The 18,567-nt window shown below is 61.0% G+C and carries 12 protein-coding genes; 2 read left to right on the forward strand and 10 right to left on the reverse strand.

Features of this window, described 5'->3' with window-relative positions; genetic code table 11:
* The first annotated feature begins 34 nt into the window (after positions 1–34).
* Positions 35–1,510: a M91 family zinc metallopeptidase gene (locus tag DNK50_RS24880; protein WP_112196518.1), complete on the forward strand. Its 1,476-nt coding sequence runs from the start codon at positions 35–37 to the stop codon at positions 1,508–1,510.
* On the opposite strand, the gene astE is transcribed toward DNK50_RS24880, so the two are convergent.
* The 7 genes from astE to DNK50_RS24915 form a co-directional block, all read right to left on the reverse strand.
* A complete protein-coding gene (gene astE / locus DNK50_RS24885; protein WP_112196519.1) occupies positions 1,507–2,511 on the reverse strand; it encodes a succinylglutamate desuccinylase in 1,005 nt (334 codons plus the stop codon). The two genes, DNK50_RS24880 and astE, sit on opposite strands and share 4 nt — an antisense overlap.
* An 11-nt stretch (positions 2,512–2,522) precedes the next feature.
* Complete coding sequence (locus DNK50_RS24890) at positions 2,523–2,810, reverse strand: hypothetical protein (protein ID WP_003175651.1); 288 nt, start codon at positions 2,808–2,810, stop codon at positions 2,523–2,525.
* Positions 2,811–2,836: 26 nt separating this feature from the next.
* Positions 2,837–4,183, reverse strand: a complete 1,347-nt coding sequence (gene astB, locus DNK50_RS24895; RefSeq protein ID WP_112196520.1) for an N-succinylarginine dihydrolase — start codon at positions 4,181–4,183, stop codon at positions 2,837–2,839.
* Positions 4,184–4,338: 155 nt separating this feature from the next.
* Positions 4,339–5,805: a succinylglutamate-semialdehyde dehydrogenase gene (gene astD / locus DNK50_RS24900; protein WP_112196521.1), complete on the reverse strand. Its 1,467-nt coding sequence runs from the start codon at positions 5,803–5,805 to the stop codon at positions 4,339–4,341.
* Positions 5,805–6,830, reverse strand: coding sequence for an arginine N-succinyltransferase (astA, locus tag DNK50_RS24905; protein WP_060757323.1), 1,026 nt, complete (start codon positions 6,828–6,830; stop codon positions 5,805–5,807). The genes astD and astA overlap by 1 nt, the downstream gene beginning before the upstream one ends.
* A gap of 51 nt (positions 6,831–6,881) precedes the next feature.
* A complete protein-coding gene (gene aruF / locus DNK50_RS24910) occupies positions 6,882–7,901 on the reverse strand; it encodes an arginine/ornithine succinyltransferase subunit alpha (protein ID WP_032886753.1) in 1,020 nt (339 codons plus the stop codon).
* Between the two features lie 189 nt (positions 7,902–8,090).
* Positions 8,091–9,311, reverse strand: coding sequence for an aspartate aminotransferase family protein (locus tag DNK50_RS24915; protein WP_112196522.1), 1,221 nt, complete (start codon positions 9,309–9,311; stop codon positions 8,091–8,093).
* 312 nt (positions 9,312–9,623) lie between these two features.
* On the opposite strand from DNK50_RS24915, the gene DNK50_RS24920 reads away from it, so the two are divergent.
* Positions 9,624–15,551, forward strand: a complete 5,928-nt coding sequence (locus DNK50_RS24920; protein WP_112196523.1) for a dermonecrotic toxin domain-containing protein — start codon at positions 9,624–9,626, stop codon at positions 15,549–15,551.
* Between the two features lie 3 nt (positions 15,552–15,554).
* Here the strand turns inward: DNK50_RS24920 and DNK50_RS24925 are convergent, their stop codons facing one another.
* From DNK50_RS24925 to DNK50_RS24935, 3 genes are all read right to left on the reverse strand, one after another.
* Positions 15,555–16,535, reverse strand: a complete 981-nt coding sequence (locus DNK50_RS24925) for a GlxA family transcriptional regulator (protein ID WP_099587210.1) — start codon at positions 16,533–16,535, stop codon at positions 15,555–15,557.
* Positions 16,536–16,661: 126 nt separating this feature from the next.
* On the reverse strand, positions 16,662–17,426 hold the full coding sequence (locus DNK50_RS24930) for an ABC transporter ATP-binding protein (RefSeq protein ID WP_090400457.1): 765 nt from the start codon (positions 17,424–17,426) through the stop codon (positions 16,662–16,664).
* A gap of 27 nt (positions 17,427–17,453) precedes the next feature.
* Entirely contained in the window at positions 17,454–18,566 is a 1,113-nt protein-coding gene (locus tag DNK50_RS24935; RefSeq protein ID WP_112196524.1) for a succinylglutamate desuccinylase/aspartoacylase family protein, read from the reverse strand.
* Position 18,567 lies beyond the last annotated feature (1 nt).

Consider the following 18,567-nt stretch of genomic DNA (forward strand, 5'->3'; position numbering starts at 1 on the left):
GCCTTCTCCTTACTGACTCGACAGGTCGTGCAACATGACTCAAACCCAAAGGGCTGATGGCATCTACGTCATCGATGCCAACACGCTCACCGACAACCCCCGCCACGAGCCCACCAACGAGCGCCCCAGCGGCCCGGGCTTTATCGAAGTCCATCGGCTTCTCGAAGACGAAAATGTGCGCATCGAGCGCAGAATTTTCAGGGAGGAAGCGGTAGACCAACTGTGCATCACCAGTTTCGATGGGCACGACACGGTCAATATCTTCGCTGCCGCTCCCGCAATCGACACCTCGTTGACGCTGACTGTGCAGCTCAACCAACCGCGCTACGAAATCACGCTGAACTGGAAAAGCCAGACGCTTTTACTGAATACCCAGGGTGGCAACGACCGCATTCATATCGATGACAACGTGATCATTCCCGTGTTTGTCTTCAGCGGCGACGGCGATGATCGTGTCTTGAGCGCTGCAAAGAATGCCAGCCTGTATACGGGCCGTGGCGATGATTTCATCTCGGCCATCAACGGCTCATGCCATATCGAAGCGGGTGAAGGTGACGATGAGGTCCACGGTTACCAGGACATCCATATGACGGTGTACGGTGGCCCCGGTAATGACGACATCAGTGGTGGCCAAGGATCCAGCTTCATCGATGGCGGAGAAGGTGATGACCATATCGTTGGCGGCGCGGGTCACAACATTATCAGCGGTGCCGGCGGCGATGACCGCATCAAGGCGGGTCCGGGCAGTAATGTCATCTACACCGGCGACGGCCTTAACGATGTCACCCAACTCAAAGCCGATGATGTGACCTACTACAACTACAAGAGCACCCTGACAGTGGACTGCGCGCTGATGATGCACACGGACGTCCCCGCAGACTTGCCTCCAGGGGCACTGGCCTCGCACGCTATTCACCTGGAGCCTGAAGCACTGAGCCGCAGTGGGGTCAGCGTGCAGGGCAGCGCGTTGTTCATCGACCGGGTCAACGATGACCTGCGCCTGCTGCTGGGCTCACCGACCGGACAACGTCTGCTGGCAGAACTGGAGCGCGCGTCACTGGCCAGCGGGCAGCCCGTCACGATCCATGAATTCTACCCGCAGCCGAATGGCCTGTTCGTACCGGACCCAACGAGTGCTGCTGGGCCGTATATCAACAATGACCAGCGAGGGCGCCCGTCATACGGAGGAAAGATCTGGTACAACACCACGGACATCGTTCCGGGCACGCCCAGTGTCATCAACCTGTTCCATGAACTGTGCCATGCCTACAACCACGTAACCGGCTCGATCATGCCGGGTGAAAGCCCGGATGGCGTCGACGGTCGCAAGCCACGTCACCAAATACGAAACATCGAATTGCAAGCAGTCGGCTTGCCAACGACAGCACAGCCCTTCGACTTTGACGCAGACCCCACCACCCCAAGCACCAACACCAACCCGCATGCGTTCAGTGAAAACGGGCTACGCCAGGAGCTAGGGCTGCCCCCGCGCAAGCAGTACAGGCTCTAGGCCAGCCCCTGCTCGGTCGTCGGCACGATCAGGATGCCTGCGCGCAAACCATTCTTCACCTTCGGGTTAGGGAAGATGATGCGTGCGCCCTCCTCCTCGATCACCCAGCGGGTCTTGGCGACATCTTCGGCCAGCAGGTAACCCTTGGCCAACGGTGAGAAGTTCTCCACATCCGCCGGCAGGTGCATTAGGAACCCGTCACTGTGCTTGATGACTTCACGGGAGACGGCAAATAGTTGCAGGCCATCGAGGCTCTCGGTGGCCGGCTCAGTGCCTTCGATGATGTGCTTCAGGCGCGTTTCCAGGCGTGACACGTCAACCCCCTGGTTCTGCCCGAATGGCCGTGCCTTGCCCAGTTCCAGGGTGAAGGCCTCGGCGTCCAGCTGTTCGTAGGTAAACGCCGTGAAAGTGATCGACGTCTTGTTCTGCAGCAGCACCGCTTCCATGCCGGCAGCGTTCAGACGCGCCAGCTCATGACGCGAATGCTGGCGCCCATCCTTCCAGGGGTACAGCGCGAACTGCTCGATCTTCGAACCACGGATGGCGGTGTGCAAATCGTAATGCAGGCGCGAACGGCCGGGCTGGCTGAAGAAGCTGCGGGCCAGTTGCTCAAGCTCGGCGGCGCGCATGGCTTCGGGGCCGATGTTTTTTTCATGTCGGCCGTTGAACAGCCGGTTGACGTCCAGTTCAAGGTAACGCTCACCGCGGCGCATGGCCTCGGGGTTACCGAACAGGAACAGAATGCGGGTACGGGGTTTGATCTCCCCACGGGCAATACCATGCAACAGGCGGTCGAGCAGTTCGATCGGCGCGGTTTCGTTGCCATGGATGCCGGACGACAGCAGCAGGTCGCTGCCGTTGTCCCGTGCTTCAGGAGGACGCACTTCAAGCGCGCCCTCGCTGAGCCAGCGCATCTGCACGCCGTCGACAGTCGATTGAATTTTTTGCGCCGGTTCACGACCGGCGAGGGTCAGTTCAAGCAATTTGCCGAGGGCGAGCATACGCAGCTTCCTTAGTGGTTGCAGCCTGGGCCGTGGACGTGATCGTCGTCATCACCTTCAACGTCGGCCGGTTCCATTTCCAGTTGCAGGCTCATCAGGTTGGTGGCCAATGGGCGCATCAGCAGGTTGGCGTATTCAGCGTCGCCTTCTTCAACGTCCACACCGATCAGCAGTTGGCCACGGCCGTCGTGCTGGATCCAGATTTCCTTGCCCTGCCAGACCACGGCGACGCGGGTGCAGGAGGTTTCCAGCTGGGTGCCGTCGGTGTCTTCAAGGATCAGCTTCAGGGTGTCGGTCATAAATAAAATATCTCAGCCACGTGGCGTTAATTGATCTGGAAAGGATAAACCGAGCCCAGTTTAAGGATTTGCGTCAGTTCATCCAGTGCCGTCCGGCACTCAAGCAGCAACTGCGGGTCAGCCAGGTCGGTTTCACGCAGGCTGTCGCGGTAGTGCTTGCCCACCCATTGGGTCAGGGTTTCGTACAACGGCGCGGTCATGATAACCCCTGGGTTCACGGCCGCCAGCTCGGTTTCGTTCAACGCCACGCGCAAGCGCAGGCACGCCGGGCCACCGCCGTTCTGCATGCTTTGCTTGAGGTCGAAGACCTTCACTTCGCGGATCAGCCCACCGGCGGCAGTCAGGCCTTGCAGGTACTGCCACACACGCTCGTTGGCACGGCATTCTTCCGGCACGATCAGCAGCATCGAGCCGTCAGGACGGGTCAGCAACTGGCTGTTGAACAGGTAGGAACGCACCGCATCCTCGACGCTGACCTCGGCGCGTGGCACGCACACCGACTGGAAGTTGCCCCCCAGTTTGCCTAGCTTTCCTTGCAGTTCGGCGAGCATCTGTTCGGTATTGAGGAACGCGTCCTCGTGATAGAACAGCACTTCGCCATTGCCGACCGCGATCACGTCATTGTGGAACACACCGGCGTCAATCACTGCCGGGTTCTGCTGGGCGTAGACCACGCCTTCATCCTTCAGGCCATGCAGGCGCGCAACGGCCTGGGAGGCTTCGAGGGTCTGGCGTGCCGGGTATTTCTGCGGGGCCGGGTAACGGGGATCGAACGCGCTGCGGCCGAACACAAAAAACTCCACGCCGGCCTCGCCATACTCACGGCAAAAACGTGTGTGGTTGGCCGCGCCTTCGTCACCGAACTGCGCCACGGCCGGCAACGCGGCGTGGTGGGCAAAGTGCTTGCTGTCAGCAAACATGGCCCCCAACACGCGGCTGGTGGTCGGGTGTTCGATGCTGCGATGGTATTTGCAGTTGAGGTTGGCGGCGGTGAAGTGCACGCGGCCATCTGCCGTGTCGGCGCTTGGGCTGACGGTGGCGGCGTTGGCCACCCACATGCTCGATGCCGAGCAGCTTGCCACCAGCAACGGCATGGCCTGCTTGGCCGCCTGCTGGATCACCTGCGCATCGGTGCCGCTGAAGCCGAGGCTGCGCAAAGCGGCCACGTCTGGACGCTCTTGGGGCGCCAGCACACCTTGCACAAAGCCCCTGTCCATCAGGGCTTTCATTTTTTGCAGGCCCTGCAACGCCGCTTCCTTGGGGTTGGAATGCTGCTGGCTGTTGCTTTGGGACGCGACGTTGCCGAAGGACAAACCGCCGTAGTTATGGGTCGGCCCCACTAGACCGTCAAAATTGACTTCATAGGATTTCATCGGCGAGGCTCCACGAACATCTGTTTTTATAGGCATCAGAATTCTTCAACACACCACAAATCCAGTGTGGGAGGAGGCTTGCCTCCGATAGCTGACTGTCAGTTGATAAATCAGGTGACTGATCCACCGCTATCGGGGGCAAGCCCATCCCACATTTAGATCAGTGTAATGCCGGGGGTTAGCGTGGCGGGGACTACCAAGCTTGGGGTCTCCAGCGACGCCACCGGGTACGCGCAATAATCTGCCGCGTAATACGCACTGGCGCGATGGTTGCCCGAGGCCCCTACCCCACCAAACGGCGCGGTGCTGGCGGCGCCGGTCAGTTGTTTGTTCCAGTTGACGATCCCGGCGCGGCTTTCCAGCCAGAACTGCTGGTAACGCGCTTCGGAGTCCGACAGCAAACCCGCGGCCAGGCCGTACTGGGTGTTGTTGGCTTCGGCAATCGCCGCGGCAAAATCTGCGTAGCGGATCACCTGCAACAGCGGGCCGAACAGTTCCTCGTCTTCGCGCTCGGTCACGCCGGTCACGTCGATGATGCCTGGCGTCAGCAAGGCGGCCTGAGCCTGTGGCTGGGTCATTTCCAGCAGTGCGACAGCGCCATTCGCCAGCATCAGTTCCTGGGCCTCCATCAGGGCTTTCGCCGCACCGAGGGAAATCACCGAGCCCATGAACGGCGGCGGTTGCTGGTCGAACGCACCCACTTCGATCGTCGCACTCACCGCCACCAGGCGCGCCAGCAACGCATCGCCCCAGGCGCCTTCCGGCACCAGCAGGCGCCGGGCACAGGTGCAACGTTGGCCGGCAGAGATAAACGCCGACTGGATAATGGTGTAGACCGCCGCATCCACATCAGCCACTTCGTCCACCACCAGCGGGTTGTTGCCGCCCATTTCCAGTGCCAGGATCTTGTCCGGGCGCCCGGAGAACTGCTGGTGCAGGTGATTGCCGGTACGGCTCGAACCGGTAAAGAACAAACCGTCGATGCCTGGGTTGGCCGCCAACGCGATGCCGGTTTCCCGTGCGCCTTGCAGCAGGTTCAATACACCCGCCGGCAGGCCGGCGTCGATCCAGCACTGCACCGTCAGCTCGGCAACTTTGGGCGTCAGCTCGCTCGGCTTGAACAACACGGTGTTACCCGCCAGCAATGCCGGGACGATATGCCCGTTGGGCAGGTGGCCAGGGAAGTTGTAAGGGCCAAACACCGCCACCACACCATGGGGTTTGTGGCGCAATACGGCGGTGGCGTCGCCCAGGGGGCCGCTCTTTTCGCCGGTACGCTCGCGGTAGCTTTGTACCGAGATTGCAATCTTGTTGGCCATGCTGGTGACTTCAGTGGCCGATTCCCACAGCGGCTTACCGGTTTCCTCACCGATGCAGCGGGCAATTTCATCGGCGCGGCTTTTCAGTGTATTGGCGAAGGCTTCCAACACGCTGATGCGCTCTTCCAGCGAACGTTTGGCCCAATCCGGGAACGCCTGGCGCGCAGCCTGCACCGCGGACTCGACCTGCTCGGCGGTGGCGCCATTACCAGCCCACAACACGCCTTGAGTCACCGGGTTGCGCGATTCAAACAGCTCACCCTGGCCAGCCAGCCAGCTACCTGCGATATACAGCGAATTCATTACTTCGACTCCCGAGCAGCAGACAACGGAACAGCGCGCACTTGATCACCCACCACCAGTTGCAGGCGTTTGGCGGTCTGTGGATCGACCACCAGGGTGCCTGCCGCCAGACGTGCCGGTGCGGCGGTGATGCGGCAGTCCTCGCGCTTGCGGTTATGGATCAGGAACGGCGTAGCGTCGTCCCCCGGCGTGCCGATGGCCAACACCAGTGACTGGCTGTCGCGCACCGCACGGATCTTGCTGGTTTCACATTCCACCGCCGGGCCGGCGTCGAAAATATCCACATAGCCCTGGTAGCTGAAGCCTTCGCTCTTGAGCATGCTCAGCGCCGGTTCGGTGTCCGGGTGGACCTTGCCGATCACGTTGCGCGCGTCTTCGGACAGGAAGCAGCTGTACAACGGAAACTTCGGCATCAGCTCAGCGATAAATGCCTTGTTGCCCACGCCGGTGAGGTAGTCGGCCTGGCTGAATTCCATCTTGAAGAAGTGCCGGCCCAGGCTTTCCCAGAACGGCGAACGCCCGGCATCGTTGGATACGCCACGCATCTCGGCGATGATCTTGTTGCCGAACAGTTGCGGGAATTCCGCGATAAACAGCAGGCGCGCCTTGGCCAGCATGCGGCCGTTGAGGCCGGTGCGGTAATCGGCATGCAAAAACAACGAGCACAGCTCGGAATTGCCGGTGAGGTCGTTGGCCAGGAACAGCGTCGGAATTTCGCGATAGATATTCAGCTCCTGGGAGGCGCTGACGGTCAGGCCGACCCGGAAGTTGTACCAGGGCTCACGCAGGCCAACGGCGCCAGCAATGGCAGAAATCCCCACCACGCGGCCTTCGTCGTTTTCCAGCACGAACAGGTAGTCGGCATCGCCACGCCCGGCGTCGCCGCGAAAGGTTTTTTCCGCCCAGCCCACGCGATGGGTCAGGCGCTCTTCGTTGGCCGGCAAGGTGGTGAGGCCGGTGCCAGTGCTGCGCGCCAGATCAATCAGGGCCGGTAAATCGCTGCTGCGTACGGGACGAACGATCATGCTATCTCCTCGAACGGGCCGCTGTTGTCAGCCACCCGCGAAACTCTCTTTTTAAACCGCTACCAGGCGCACACTCGCGCCTTCGCCAACGCCCAGGGCTTCGGCGGTTGCCAGGTCCAGGGTCACCGGTTTGCCGGGCGCGTAGTCCAGTTCCAGCATCACCGCGCGGTAATCCTGCAACTGCGCGTTGCTCACCAGGTATTGGCGGCCGACACCCTTGACCATCTCGCCGATCTTCACCGGCACCACGCGGCTCTGGGCAATCGAGCGAATGCCTGAAACCCGTGCGTGCAGCGTCGGGCCACCGTCGAAGATGTCGATGTAATGGTCGGTCTCGAAGCCTTCGCGCATCAGGATGTCGAAGGTGATCTGCGCACGCGGGTGTACCTGGCCCATCGCCTCCTGCGCTTCGTCCGGCAACAGCGGCACGTAGATCGGGTAATGGGGCATCAGCTCGGCGAGGAAGGTGCGGCTTTTGAGCCCGCACAGGCGCTCGGCGGCGGCGTAGTTGAGGTCGAAGAAGTTGCGACCGATGGCGTCCCAGAACGGCGAATCACCGTTCTCGTCGCTGTAGCCGACAATCTCGGTCACCACCGAGTCGGCAAAGCGCTCGGGATGGCTGGCGACGAACAGCAGGCGGCCACGGGAATTGAGTTCCGACCACGGCGAACCGACCAGCTCGGGCACCACGTAGAAACTGGTGAGCAGGCTGTTGCCGGTGAGGTCGTGGCACTGGGAAAGCACGTGGATCTTGTTGTGGATCTTCAGCTCGCGGGAAGCGTGCACGAAGGTCTCGTTACGAAAACTGTAGAAAGGCTCCGAGTAACCGGCCGAGGCGACGATGGCCGAGCAACCGGCGAGCTTGCCGGTCTCGGTGTCTTCAAGCACGAAGAAATAGCTTTCTTCACCGTTGAAACTGACCTCGGCCGCGAAGGACGCTTCGCTGGCGGCGATCTTGTCGCTGAGGCGTTCGACATCATCCGGCAAGGAGGTAACACCAATCGGGCTGTCTGCGGCCAGACGCTGTACCTCGCCCAGATCAGCCATTTGCGCGGGGCGCATCACCAGCATGGTGTCACTCCTTTAACTCGAAAAACTCATAGGAAAAAATACCGGACAGCTCCTGATTCAACACAGGGCCAAAATGTGGGAGGGGGCTTGCCCCCGATAGCAGTCTGTCACTTGATAAATCTGGTGACTGATCCACCGCATCGGGGGCAAGCCCCCTCTCACATGACACAGTCCGGCAATAAATGTGTATCAGGCTTGCGTCAGCGTTTTTACAGCCCGCTCAAAACGATCCAGACCTTCAGTGATATCCGCCTCTTCCACCACCAGACTCGGCGCAAAACGCACCACGTCCGGGCCGGCTTGCAGGATCATCAGGTTTTCTTTCTCGGCCGCGTTGAACACGTCCTTGGCTTTGCCTTTGAAGGCATAGCTGAGCACGCAACCGATCAACAGGCCCATGCCACGTACTTCGGTGAAGATGCCGTACTGCTTGCCGATCTGTTCCAGGCGCGCCTTGAACTGATCGTGCCTGGCGTTCACGCCAGCCAGCACTTCAGGGGTGTTGATCACGTCGATCACTGCTTCGGCCACCGCGCACGCCAGCGGGTTGCCGCCGTAGGTGGTGCCGTGGGTGCCGACTACCAAGTGCTTGGCCAGTGCTTCAGTGGTGAGCATCGCCGCGATGGGGAAACCACCGCCCAGGCTCTTGGCGCTGGTGAGGATGTCTGGCACTACGCCGTAATGCTGGTAGGCGAACAGGTGGCCGCTGCGGCCCATGCCGGTTTGCACTTCGTCGAACACCAGCAGCGCGTCATGGGCGTCGCACAGTTCACGGGCGCCTTGCAGGTAAGCCAGCTCAGCTGGCAGTACGCCGCCCTCGCCCTGGATCGGCTCCAGCACCACAGCGCAGGTCTTGTCCGACACAGCGGCTTTCAGCGCGGCCAGGTCGTTGTAAGGAACGTGGGTGATGCCGGTGATTTTAGGGCCGAAGCCATCAGAATACTTGGACTGGCCGCCCACGTTGACGGTGAACAGGGTACGGCCGTGGAAGCTGTTGAGCGCGGCGATGATTTCGTACTTCTCACTGCCGAAACGGTCGAACGCCACGCGACGGGCCAGCTTGAAGGCGGCCTCGTTGGCTTCGGCGCCGGAGTTGCAGAAGAACACACGCTCGGCAAACGTGGCGTCGATCAGCTTATGGGCCAGGCGCAGGGCCGGCTCGTTGGTGAAGACGTTGGAGACGTGCCACAGCTTGTTGGCCTGTGCGGTCAGCGCACCGACCAACGCCGGGTGGGCATGGCCCAGCACGTTGACTGCGATGCCGCCGGCAAAGTCGATCAGCTCGCGACCCGCCTGGTCCCACACGCGCGAACCTTCGCCACGCACAGGGATGAATGCGGCAGGTGCGTAGTTGGGCACCATGACCTGATCGAAATCGGCACGTTGCACCGGGGCTTGCTCAACGGACATCGGAGTCTCCTGAAGAGGAACGCCTGCCTGGAACTGGCGGGCGATGCAGGGATTGTAAGGACAGTTTTCAGCGCGGCCTTGCCGCCAAGCGACAACTTCTTATAGCGCAAACCCCCGTTTTTGGCGGGTTTACGCCAATGCGACAAATAGCGTCGCAAAGGCGCAGTTTAAACCGTGCAAGGGCTTCGTGGGCAGGGGATGACGGGATCTTCGCAAATCCGCCAAGACTGGCCGCGCTAATTGTCTACCGCCGGCGCTGCTACCTGATCTGATCTGCTGGGCTCACTTCTAAAGCTATCAAGGACAGGCACCATGCCTTTGCAAGCTCCTCCCGACGCCCTCCACCTGACAATCCTCAGCAATGCCATCGCCCCTTGGCTGGGCGGCGCCTCTGCCGCCAAGCGCGGGGCGCTGGCAGCCAACCCGCCGGCCATTGCCGATTGGTACAGCACGATCACCGACCTGCAACATGAAAAGCTCAAACGCCTCAACGGCGAAGCCTGGACCACACAAAACCGTGTGGACCAGGCATTTTCCGTCATCAAGAGCCCCGAAGACTTCGGCGCCGAGTTACTGCAAAAGGCGCTCAAGGATGAGTTCGACCTCGACGCCAACGTACGCACCACTTACCTGCAACTCTATATCCCGCTGACTCTGGCAGGCATCACTGTTAAACCAGGCGCCGCCAGGACCTGGTCGGTCTCCCTGCTCGACGCCGCCCTGCATAACTTCGAAGCCGCTGAAGCCACCGATGGCGCCTATGAGCGCAACTCCGGCTTCACCACCGCGCCCAGCGCCACCGGCCAGTTCGTCAGCCTGCCCGGCTTCGACGAGAAGATCAGCGTGGTGCAATTCACCACCCTGTGCCGGCGCCTGGACATCGGCGGCCAGTACCAGCGCTACCTGGACCAGGCCCTGGATCTGGACAACCCGGTGGCCCGCACCGCCCTGCAGTACTGGCTCAAACAAAGCCACCTCGCAGCGCTGAAGCTGGCTTTGTTCATGGCCGTGCTGAACAAGGACCTGCCCACGGACCACTACCTGAGGCTACTCAACCTGATCAATCAGGATCACCCAGGGCACAGCGATTGCCCCCATGTGCTGGGGCATGACCTGTTTATCATGGGCTGCCGACTCACTGGCATTGTGCTGTTTGCCCAGGACCTGCAAGCCAGTCGCGGCGTGGAGCCGGTGGTCGCCTACATTCCCGACGACCCGGAACACCCCATCAAGTACTACGCCAGCAGTGCACAGTTCAGCCAGGCGCTGGCGACAAAACTGCGCTCGACGGACTATCAACGCTTCTTCAGTCGCTTTGTACGCCACGCAGATGCCGGGGTGTTCTTTGCCAACCTCAATCAGCGTCTCAGCCATGTAGAGTGGCACCCGCACACCGTGGGCGATCCGCGCCCCAGTTGGCGTGAGACGCCAGTGTCGCGCCCCAAGCTGCAACTCAGCAGCGCGAAAATCGACAGCGGCCTGTTCGAACACCTGTTCGAGATGAAACTGAGCAAGCTGCTGGACGACGCCCGTAGCCGCGCCGTATCCACTGCCACCGCCAACCAGAAGGCCCGTTGGGCGCGCTGGGCCTTTCTCCAGAAAATCGGCGAGGCGCTGCTGCAAGCTATCGCCTTTGTGGCCATGCCCTTCATACCGCCTCTGGGCGCGCTGATGCTGGCGTACACCGCCTACCAAGTGCTCGACGAGGCCTTCGAAGGCGTTATCGAGTGGGCCGAGGGCCTGCAACATGAGGCGCTGGGACATGCCCTCGGGCTCATGGAACAGCTTGTACAACTGGGCCTGTTTGCCACCGGCCTGCCCATTGCCGAAGCCCTGTTACGCCAAAAACTGCCCAAGGAGCTGTTGCAGTTTATCGATCGCTTCAAGCCAGTCACGCTGCCCAATGGCAACCGCCGCCTGTGGCGCCCCGACCTGACACCCTACCGTCAGGAACTGAGGCTGCCGGCCGACGCCCGCGCCGATGCGCAGGGCCTGCACCAGCACGCCGGTAAAACGCTGCTGCGTCTCGACGGCGAGCATTATCAAGTGCAGCAAGATGCGCGCAGTGGTCGCTATTACCTGCAGCACCCCACACGCCCCGGCGCCTACCAACCGCCAGTGATGACTAACGGCCAGGGCGCCTGGCTCACCGAGCTAGAGAATCCTCTGGGTTGGGACCGCAGCACCCTGCTGCGCCGACTTGGCGACCAGACCGAAACACTCAGCGACACACAACTGGCGCGAGCCCGTGACGTCAGCGCCACCCACGACAACACCCTGCGACACATGCACGCCACCCAGCAAACGCCGCCACCCTTGCTGGCCGACACCCTCAAGCGCTTCAAGATCGACCAGCAGTTGCAAGACTTCATTACCCAGATGAACAGCGATGATCCGGCGATTTACACCAAAGCCGATGCACAAACCCAGCTGCAACTGCTGACCAGCTATGGCTGGTGGCCCACCAGCAAGACCCTGCGCGTCGTCGACACCAGGGGCGAAACCCTCTGGCAGTACAAAGGCGAGGAAGGTGCCAGCGTGGTGCAGGTGCTCGATGCCCAACTGCGCAACGGCGACTTGTTACCCACCCTGATCGAGGGCCTCAACGAAACAGAACGCAAGCAACTTCTGGAAGAGGAATTTGGCGTGCCGCCCTCTTCGCCCCACACCCGTGCCGCCACCCTGCGCAAGAAACTGGCCAGGCTCGCCCAAGACAAGCGCTACAGCCTGTTCGACTCACACTACCGAGGCCAGAATCGTGCCGGCAACGCCCGCCTGCAAAAGATCATCGACAGTGCATCACGCCCCGGCCTCCCCACCTGCATCGCCGAAGAACTGCTGGCCAATGCCACCGGCGATGAACTCAAAGCGATAGATGCCGGCAAGGTTCCGCTGCGCCTGGTGGAACTGGCCGAATGGTCGCTGCATGAAGTCCGCACTACCCGTGCCTACGAGGGGCTGTACATGGAAACCATGGAGCCCCCTGACACTGCTCGCCTGGCCCTGCATTCCCTGGAAAACCTGCCAGGCTGGCCGAACTGGATACGCCTTGAAATGCGGCAATACCACGCCGCAGGCAAGCTGCTGGACGCTATTGGCCCACGTTATGCGCTGACCCAGCGAACCTTGGTGGAAACCCCCGACGGCCAGTACATACCACAGGACGATCAAGGCACATTGTTTGGCACCACCGACCTGTACACCGCAATTCTCCAGGCGCTTCCCGATACCGCAAGGGATGCACTGGGCATTCATATCGGCCAGGGCCCACGCCTCAAGCAGGCGATTGGCGAACACCCACTGGACCGCAACATCCTGCGCCAGTTGCTGGGCAGCGACCCGCTGCTCAAACCCACCTACAACCCGAGCGTCATGCGTCTTCGGGGCGGCATGGAAGGCTATCGCCCTGGCCCTCCCGAACAACCGGGCCCCAGTCAACTGCCCTCACTTGAACAGCAGATTCAGACCTTGCGGCCCGCTCTCACCCAAGAACCGATCCGGGAGTTGCTCACCACACTGGGACGCGGCCCCGAAGGCGCGCAACTGGGGCTGGACAGGTTGAGAAACGAGTACATGCGCCTGGACATCGACCTGCTGGCCTGGGAGTCGAGCACACCCAGCGTACATCCGGAGTCCGGCGTACCGCTGAGCGATACAGACCGCGAGTACCTGCGCCGCGATCGCCAGTTATTCAGCCATCAACTGCGACGTGCCTGGCGCCAGGAAACACCCATCGACGCTTTCTACGAAACGCCAACCCTCAACGGTCACGTTCTGCGACTGACCGTGCCACGGATTGGCGAGTTACCCCATTTGAACGCCAGCTTCGATCATATCGCCTACCTGGAGCTGCAAGGCGTGAACCAGACAGTGGAGGTCAACCCGTTCCTGTCGCACTTCCCGAGACTGCGCAACTTGAGCATTCGCGACCTGCGCCTAGGCGAATTACCAGCCTCGATTTCATCACAGAGCCACCTCAATGAACTGATACTGAACAATTGCAACATCACCCTCACACCCAGCAGCCAGGCGACCATCAATGGCATGAACCGCCTGCTCACGCTGGACCTGTACAACAACCCGCTGACGCTGCTGCCCAGCGTGGAGCAAATGCCGAACCTGAACTACCTGGACCTGGGTAATACCGGTATCAGCCAACTGCCGCCGGGCCTGCTAAACCTCAACCAACCCTCCCTGGTAATACTTTCCAACAACCACATCAGCGAACTGCCACTACCGCTTTTCGACTTGCCCACCGCTACCACCGATCACTACGTCCTGTCTGGCAACCCGTTTTCATACCAGACCCTGGAGCACGTCAAGGCTTACTTCCGACGCACCGGCAGGTACTTGGAGGCAACCCCTGATAGCGCCGATGTCGCCCAGGCCAAACGTCTGTTTCCCCGCTCGGACGACGATACAGTCAACCGTTTTATCTTCGGCCTGCCTGGAGATCTGGCGGCAGGACGAGCAGAGATGACGCAAATGGAAGCGGATCTGCTGAAGATCCGCGAAGACCTGACGCCCTGGGCTGAACACAGCGAAATCGACACCCAGGAGCGAGAGAGCCGCCATTATTTCATCACTGCCCTTGAAGCCGGCTGGCGCCGTGAAATCACCTCTGGAGAGCACTTTGAGGACGGGGCTGCAAGCTACGCCTTCATCCTGCATAGACCGATAAGCGGCGAATTGCCCCGCCTGCGCACACGGTTCAACCATATCGCTGCCCTGACCCTCAAGGGCACGGGCGAAACGTTGCGCCTGGGGGAGTTCCTGCAAAGTTTCCCGAATATCAACACCCTCACCCTTGAGCACTATAGTTTGGGCGAACTCCCCGATCTCAGCCCTCTGCACCAGCTTGCCGAGCTAACCCTGAACCAATGCGATATTCACTTATCCCCCTCTTCGGCCACTACGCTGCAAAGCATGCACGACCTGAAACTGCTGGACCTGAGCAACAACCCACTGGGGTGGCTGCCAGACTTTGGCCAAATGCCCCAACTCACCAACCTGTCATTGCACAACACCGGGCTGACAGCGTTTCCAGCGTCACTCATCACCCCGCCAACCGTAAGGGCACGGGTAGATTTGAGCCACAACAGCATCAGCGAACTGCCGGACGAAGCGTTCATGTTGCCGGCCAGCATCAGCGCCTCTTTCGACCTGGCCGACAACCCGCTGTCGCTCGCCACCTTGAACCGTGTGAAACACTACTGCCAAGCCACCCGGGAGCACTGGAACGTCAGCCTTGCGGACGGTAATTTGCAACGTATCAAGGCACTGTTCCCCATGCTGTCGGAGGAAGACGCCAAACGGGAGCTGCTCCTATTGCCCAGCGAGCTACAGGATGCCAGTGAGCACATCACCCGACTGGGCCTTGAATACGCACAGCTGGAAACCGACCTGCATGCCTGGGTCCTGGATGTGCCGCTCAGAGACCCGCTGCTCGATACCGTGCTGGATGAAAACAGCCGCGCGGAGGAACAGATCCGACGCCTGCATTTCAAGGATTTACTACTGCGTTGCTGGCGGCGAGAGGTGGAGCTGGACGACAGCGAAACGCTGCAACGGCACACCTACAAGTTGGTCTTTCACGGCCAACTACTGGGGGATTTGCCCGTCTTGAGCGCGCGTTTCGAACATGTGACGCTCCTGGAATTGCTGGGCGAAGGCACCAACCAGCAAATCGACGGGTTGTTGCGCGGCTTTCCAAACCTCAAGAGCCTGTCCGTGGAGCGACATGCCCTCACTGCGATTCCCGACAGCGTGTTCAGTCTCAATCAACTGCACCTTCTCAACCTCAGCGAAAACCTGATCCGCTTGACGCCCGACAGCACCGATCAATTGTCGCGCCTGGGCGATCTGATTCATCTGGACTTGAGCGACAACCCGCTCAACAACCGACTCGATGTGCGCAACCTGTCACACCTGACCACGTTATACCTGCACAACTGCGGGTTGACCGAGGTTCCGCTGGGCACCTTCAACCTGCCGCGACTGCGCACCCTTGACCTGAGCGACAACCTGATCGAGCACTTGCCCACAGACCTGCTGGATATGCCCCTGCCGCTCAACGATGACACCGATCTGAGCGGCAACCCCCTGTCCGCCGAGAGCCTGGCGATATTGCGCACCTATTACCGTCAAACGGGCTATGAGCTGGGGGTGGAAGAGGCTATGTATGATGAGCACGGCGTGGCGTTGACGCCGCCCGGCACACCGGATCCCATGGAAGAGTAGGCTTCAACCGCGCTCGGAAGGCGCCGACGACAACTCAAACGGGCTGCTGCTGCGCCGCTGGTTGCGGTCTTCACGGGGCGTGGCACCGAAGAAGTTACGGTAGGCGCTGGAGAAATGCGGCCCCGAGGAGAAACCGCACGACAGGCCAATCTGGATGATCGACTTGCTGGTCTGCATGAGCATCTGGCGAGCCTTGTTCAGGCGCAACTCCAGGTAGTACTGGCTGGGGACGCGATTGAGGTATTGCTTGAAGATTCGCTCCAGTTGTCGTCGGGATACGCACACATGCTGGGCAATTTCGTCGGTGGTCAGCGGCTCTTCGATATTGGCTTCCATCAGCAGCACCGCCTGGGTCAGCTTCGGATGGCTGGAACCCAGGCGGTTTTGCAGTGGAATGCGTTGGCGCTCGCCGCCTTCGCGGATGCGCTCCACCACCAACTCTTCGGAGACCGCGCCGGCCAGTTCGGCGCCGTGGTCACGGGCCAGGACCGCCAGCAACAGGTCGAGCACCGACATGCCGCCACAGGCGCTCAGGCGATCACGGTCCCAATCGAACAGATGACTGGTGGCGATAACCTTGGGGAAGCGCTCGGCAAAGTCGTCCTGCCAGCGCCAGTGCACGGCGGCGCGATAACCATCGAGCAGACCCAGTTGCGCCAATGGGTAGACCCCAGCCGACAATCCGCCAATTACACACCCGGCACGCACCAGTTGCTTGAGGGCGGAGCCGAGTTGCGAGGCGATCACGGTGGGCGGCTCATCGGCCAGCAGGAACAGTTTCTGGAAACCTTCCAACTTGCCGGCCCAAGGTTCGCCGGGCAATTGCCAGGCGCCGTCGGTAGCCGGCTCGGCGAGCAAAAACGACAGTTCGTAGACCACATCCGGATGCACCCGCTGGGCAACGCGCAAGGCCTCCTCAGCCAGCGCAAGCGTGAGTGCTTTTGTGCTGGGCCAAATCAGGAAACCAATTTTGTGGGCGGTCATGGAGTGCTATCCGAAGCGAGTAACAGTAATGAAGACAAAGGCCAATGCTAGCCCGTAAACCAACACAAAGCTCAAAAACTGATGAAGATCAATGTGGGAGGGGGCTTGCCTCCTCCCACAGGGAAACTATTTCAAACTGCCGGACAGGAACTGCTGCAACCGCTCGGACTGCGGGTTGACCAGCACTTCGCGCGGGTTGCCACGCTCCTCGACAATACCTTTGTGCAGGAACACCAACTGATTGGACACTTCACGGGCAAAGCCCATTTCGTGGGTCACCACCACCATGGTGCGGCCTTCCTGGGCCAGGTCCTGCATCACCTTGAGCACTTCGCCCACCAGCTCGGGGTCGAGGGCCGAGGTGGGTTCGTCGAACAGCATCACCTCCGGCTCCATCGCCAAGGCGCGGGCAATCGCCACACGCTGCTGCTCGCCACCGGACATATGGCCGGGGAACGCATCCTTGCGATGGCCCACGCCGACCTTGGCCAGGTAGTGCTCGGCCTTTTCGCGGGCGTCTTTCTTCGACATGCCCAGCACGTGCACCGGCGCTTCCATGACGTTTTCCAGCGCGGTCATGTGCGACCACAGGTTGAAATGCTGGAACACCATCGACAGGCGCGAACGCATGCGCTGCAACTGTTTCGGGTCGGCAGCCTTCAGGGCGCCGTCCTTGTTGGCCACCAGCTTCAGCTCTTCGTTATTGAGCAGGATCTTGCCGGCATGCGGCTGCTCCAGCAGGTTGATGCAGCGCAAAAAGGTACTTTTGCCCGAACCACTGGAACCGATGATGCTGATCACATCACCCGCCGCGGCGGCCAGGGACACGCCTTTGAGCACTTCATGACTGCCATAGCGTTTATGCAGGTCTTGGACTTCAAGTTTGTACATGCTGTCGGTTCTCACAAAAACAGGTGGTCAGTCGTTGAGCAAGCGCCCGTGCCGCAGCGCTTCGCGCCCCGCCACCTTGGCCAGCCAGAAACCCGCTTGGGCATAACGTAGCCGTTCAACGGCAAACAACACCCCGGACGTGCCCGCGCAGATCACGCTGACGCGGTCTTCCAGGGGATCAATCACTTCAAAAATCGGCTCGCCCTTCTCGATCCAGTCCCCGACTTTACGCAGGTAGCTGATCACCCCGGCGTGGGGCGCGAACAGCAATTCGGTGCCTTCGAAGGGCACGCCTTCGCACGGTTCGTGCTGCGGCGCCGGCCATTCGCCTTTGATCAGACCTTGCTCGGCGAGGAACGCGAGGATGCCTTCGGCGTGGAAGATCGCTTCGTCACGGCCAGTGTCCGCTTGACCGCCCAACTCCAGCGTCGTCGCCAGGCAGGCCAGTGGGATCTGCGCGTCGGGGAAGGCGCGGGACAGACGCAGCCACGGCAACGAGCAAGCCTCATCAAACGAGCTGCCGCCGGAGTCTTCCGCAAGCAAACCGACTTTCACATTCAAGTGCGCCGACAACGAACGCCACTGCGGCCAGTGCTGGGGCAGCGCGTACATGTGCAGCGCGGCTTCGGCGTCGCAATGCAGATCGAGAACGATATCAGCGATGCAGGCGTGGCTCAGCAGGACGCGTTGCATGCCTTGCAGTTGACTGCTCGGCGCGGGCAAGGCGTTGAGTGCGTCGCTCATGGCCTGACGGATCATGCGCACGTTGGCGTGAGGATCATCGCCCAGCTTGCCTTGCAGCAACGCGGCGACCGGTTCACTCAACTCGACGAAATCGCGGTTGAAATTCTTGCCGCTGCCGATCTCGAAACGCCCCTGATGGCTGCCTTGCAACAGCTGGCCAAGGCCCATCGGGTTGGCCACCGGCACGAGTTCGATCACCCCATTGAGGGCGCCTTGCTGTTCGAGCTCGGTGAGGCGTTTTTTCAGCTCCCACGCAGCGCGCATGCCGGGCAATTCATCGGCGTGCAGGCTGGCCTGGATATAGGCCTTGCGCTCGCCGCTGCCGAAACGGAACACGCTCAGTTGGCGCTCGCAGCCCAGGTGGCCCCAGGGCAACAGGTGGTCGATACGTTCCATA

The sequence above is a fragment of the Pseudomonas sp. LG1E9 genome, assembly GCF_003290225.1.
Lineage (GTDB): Bacteria > Pseudomonadota > Gammaproteobacteria > Pseudomonadales > Pseudomonadaceae > Aquipseudomonas > Aquipseudomonas cyclaminis.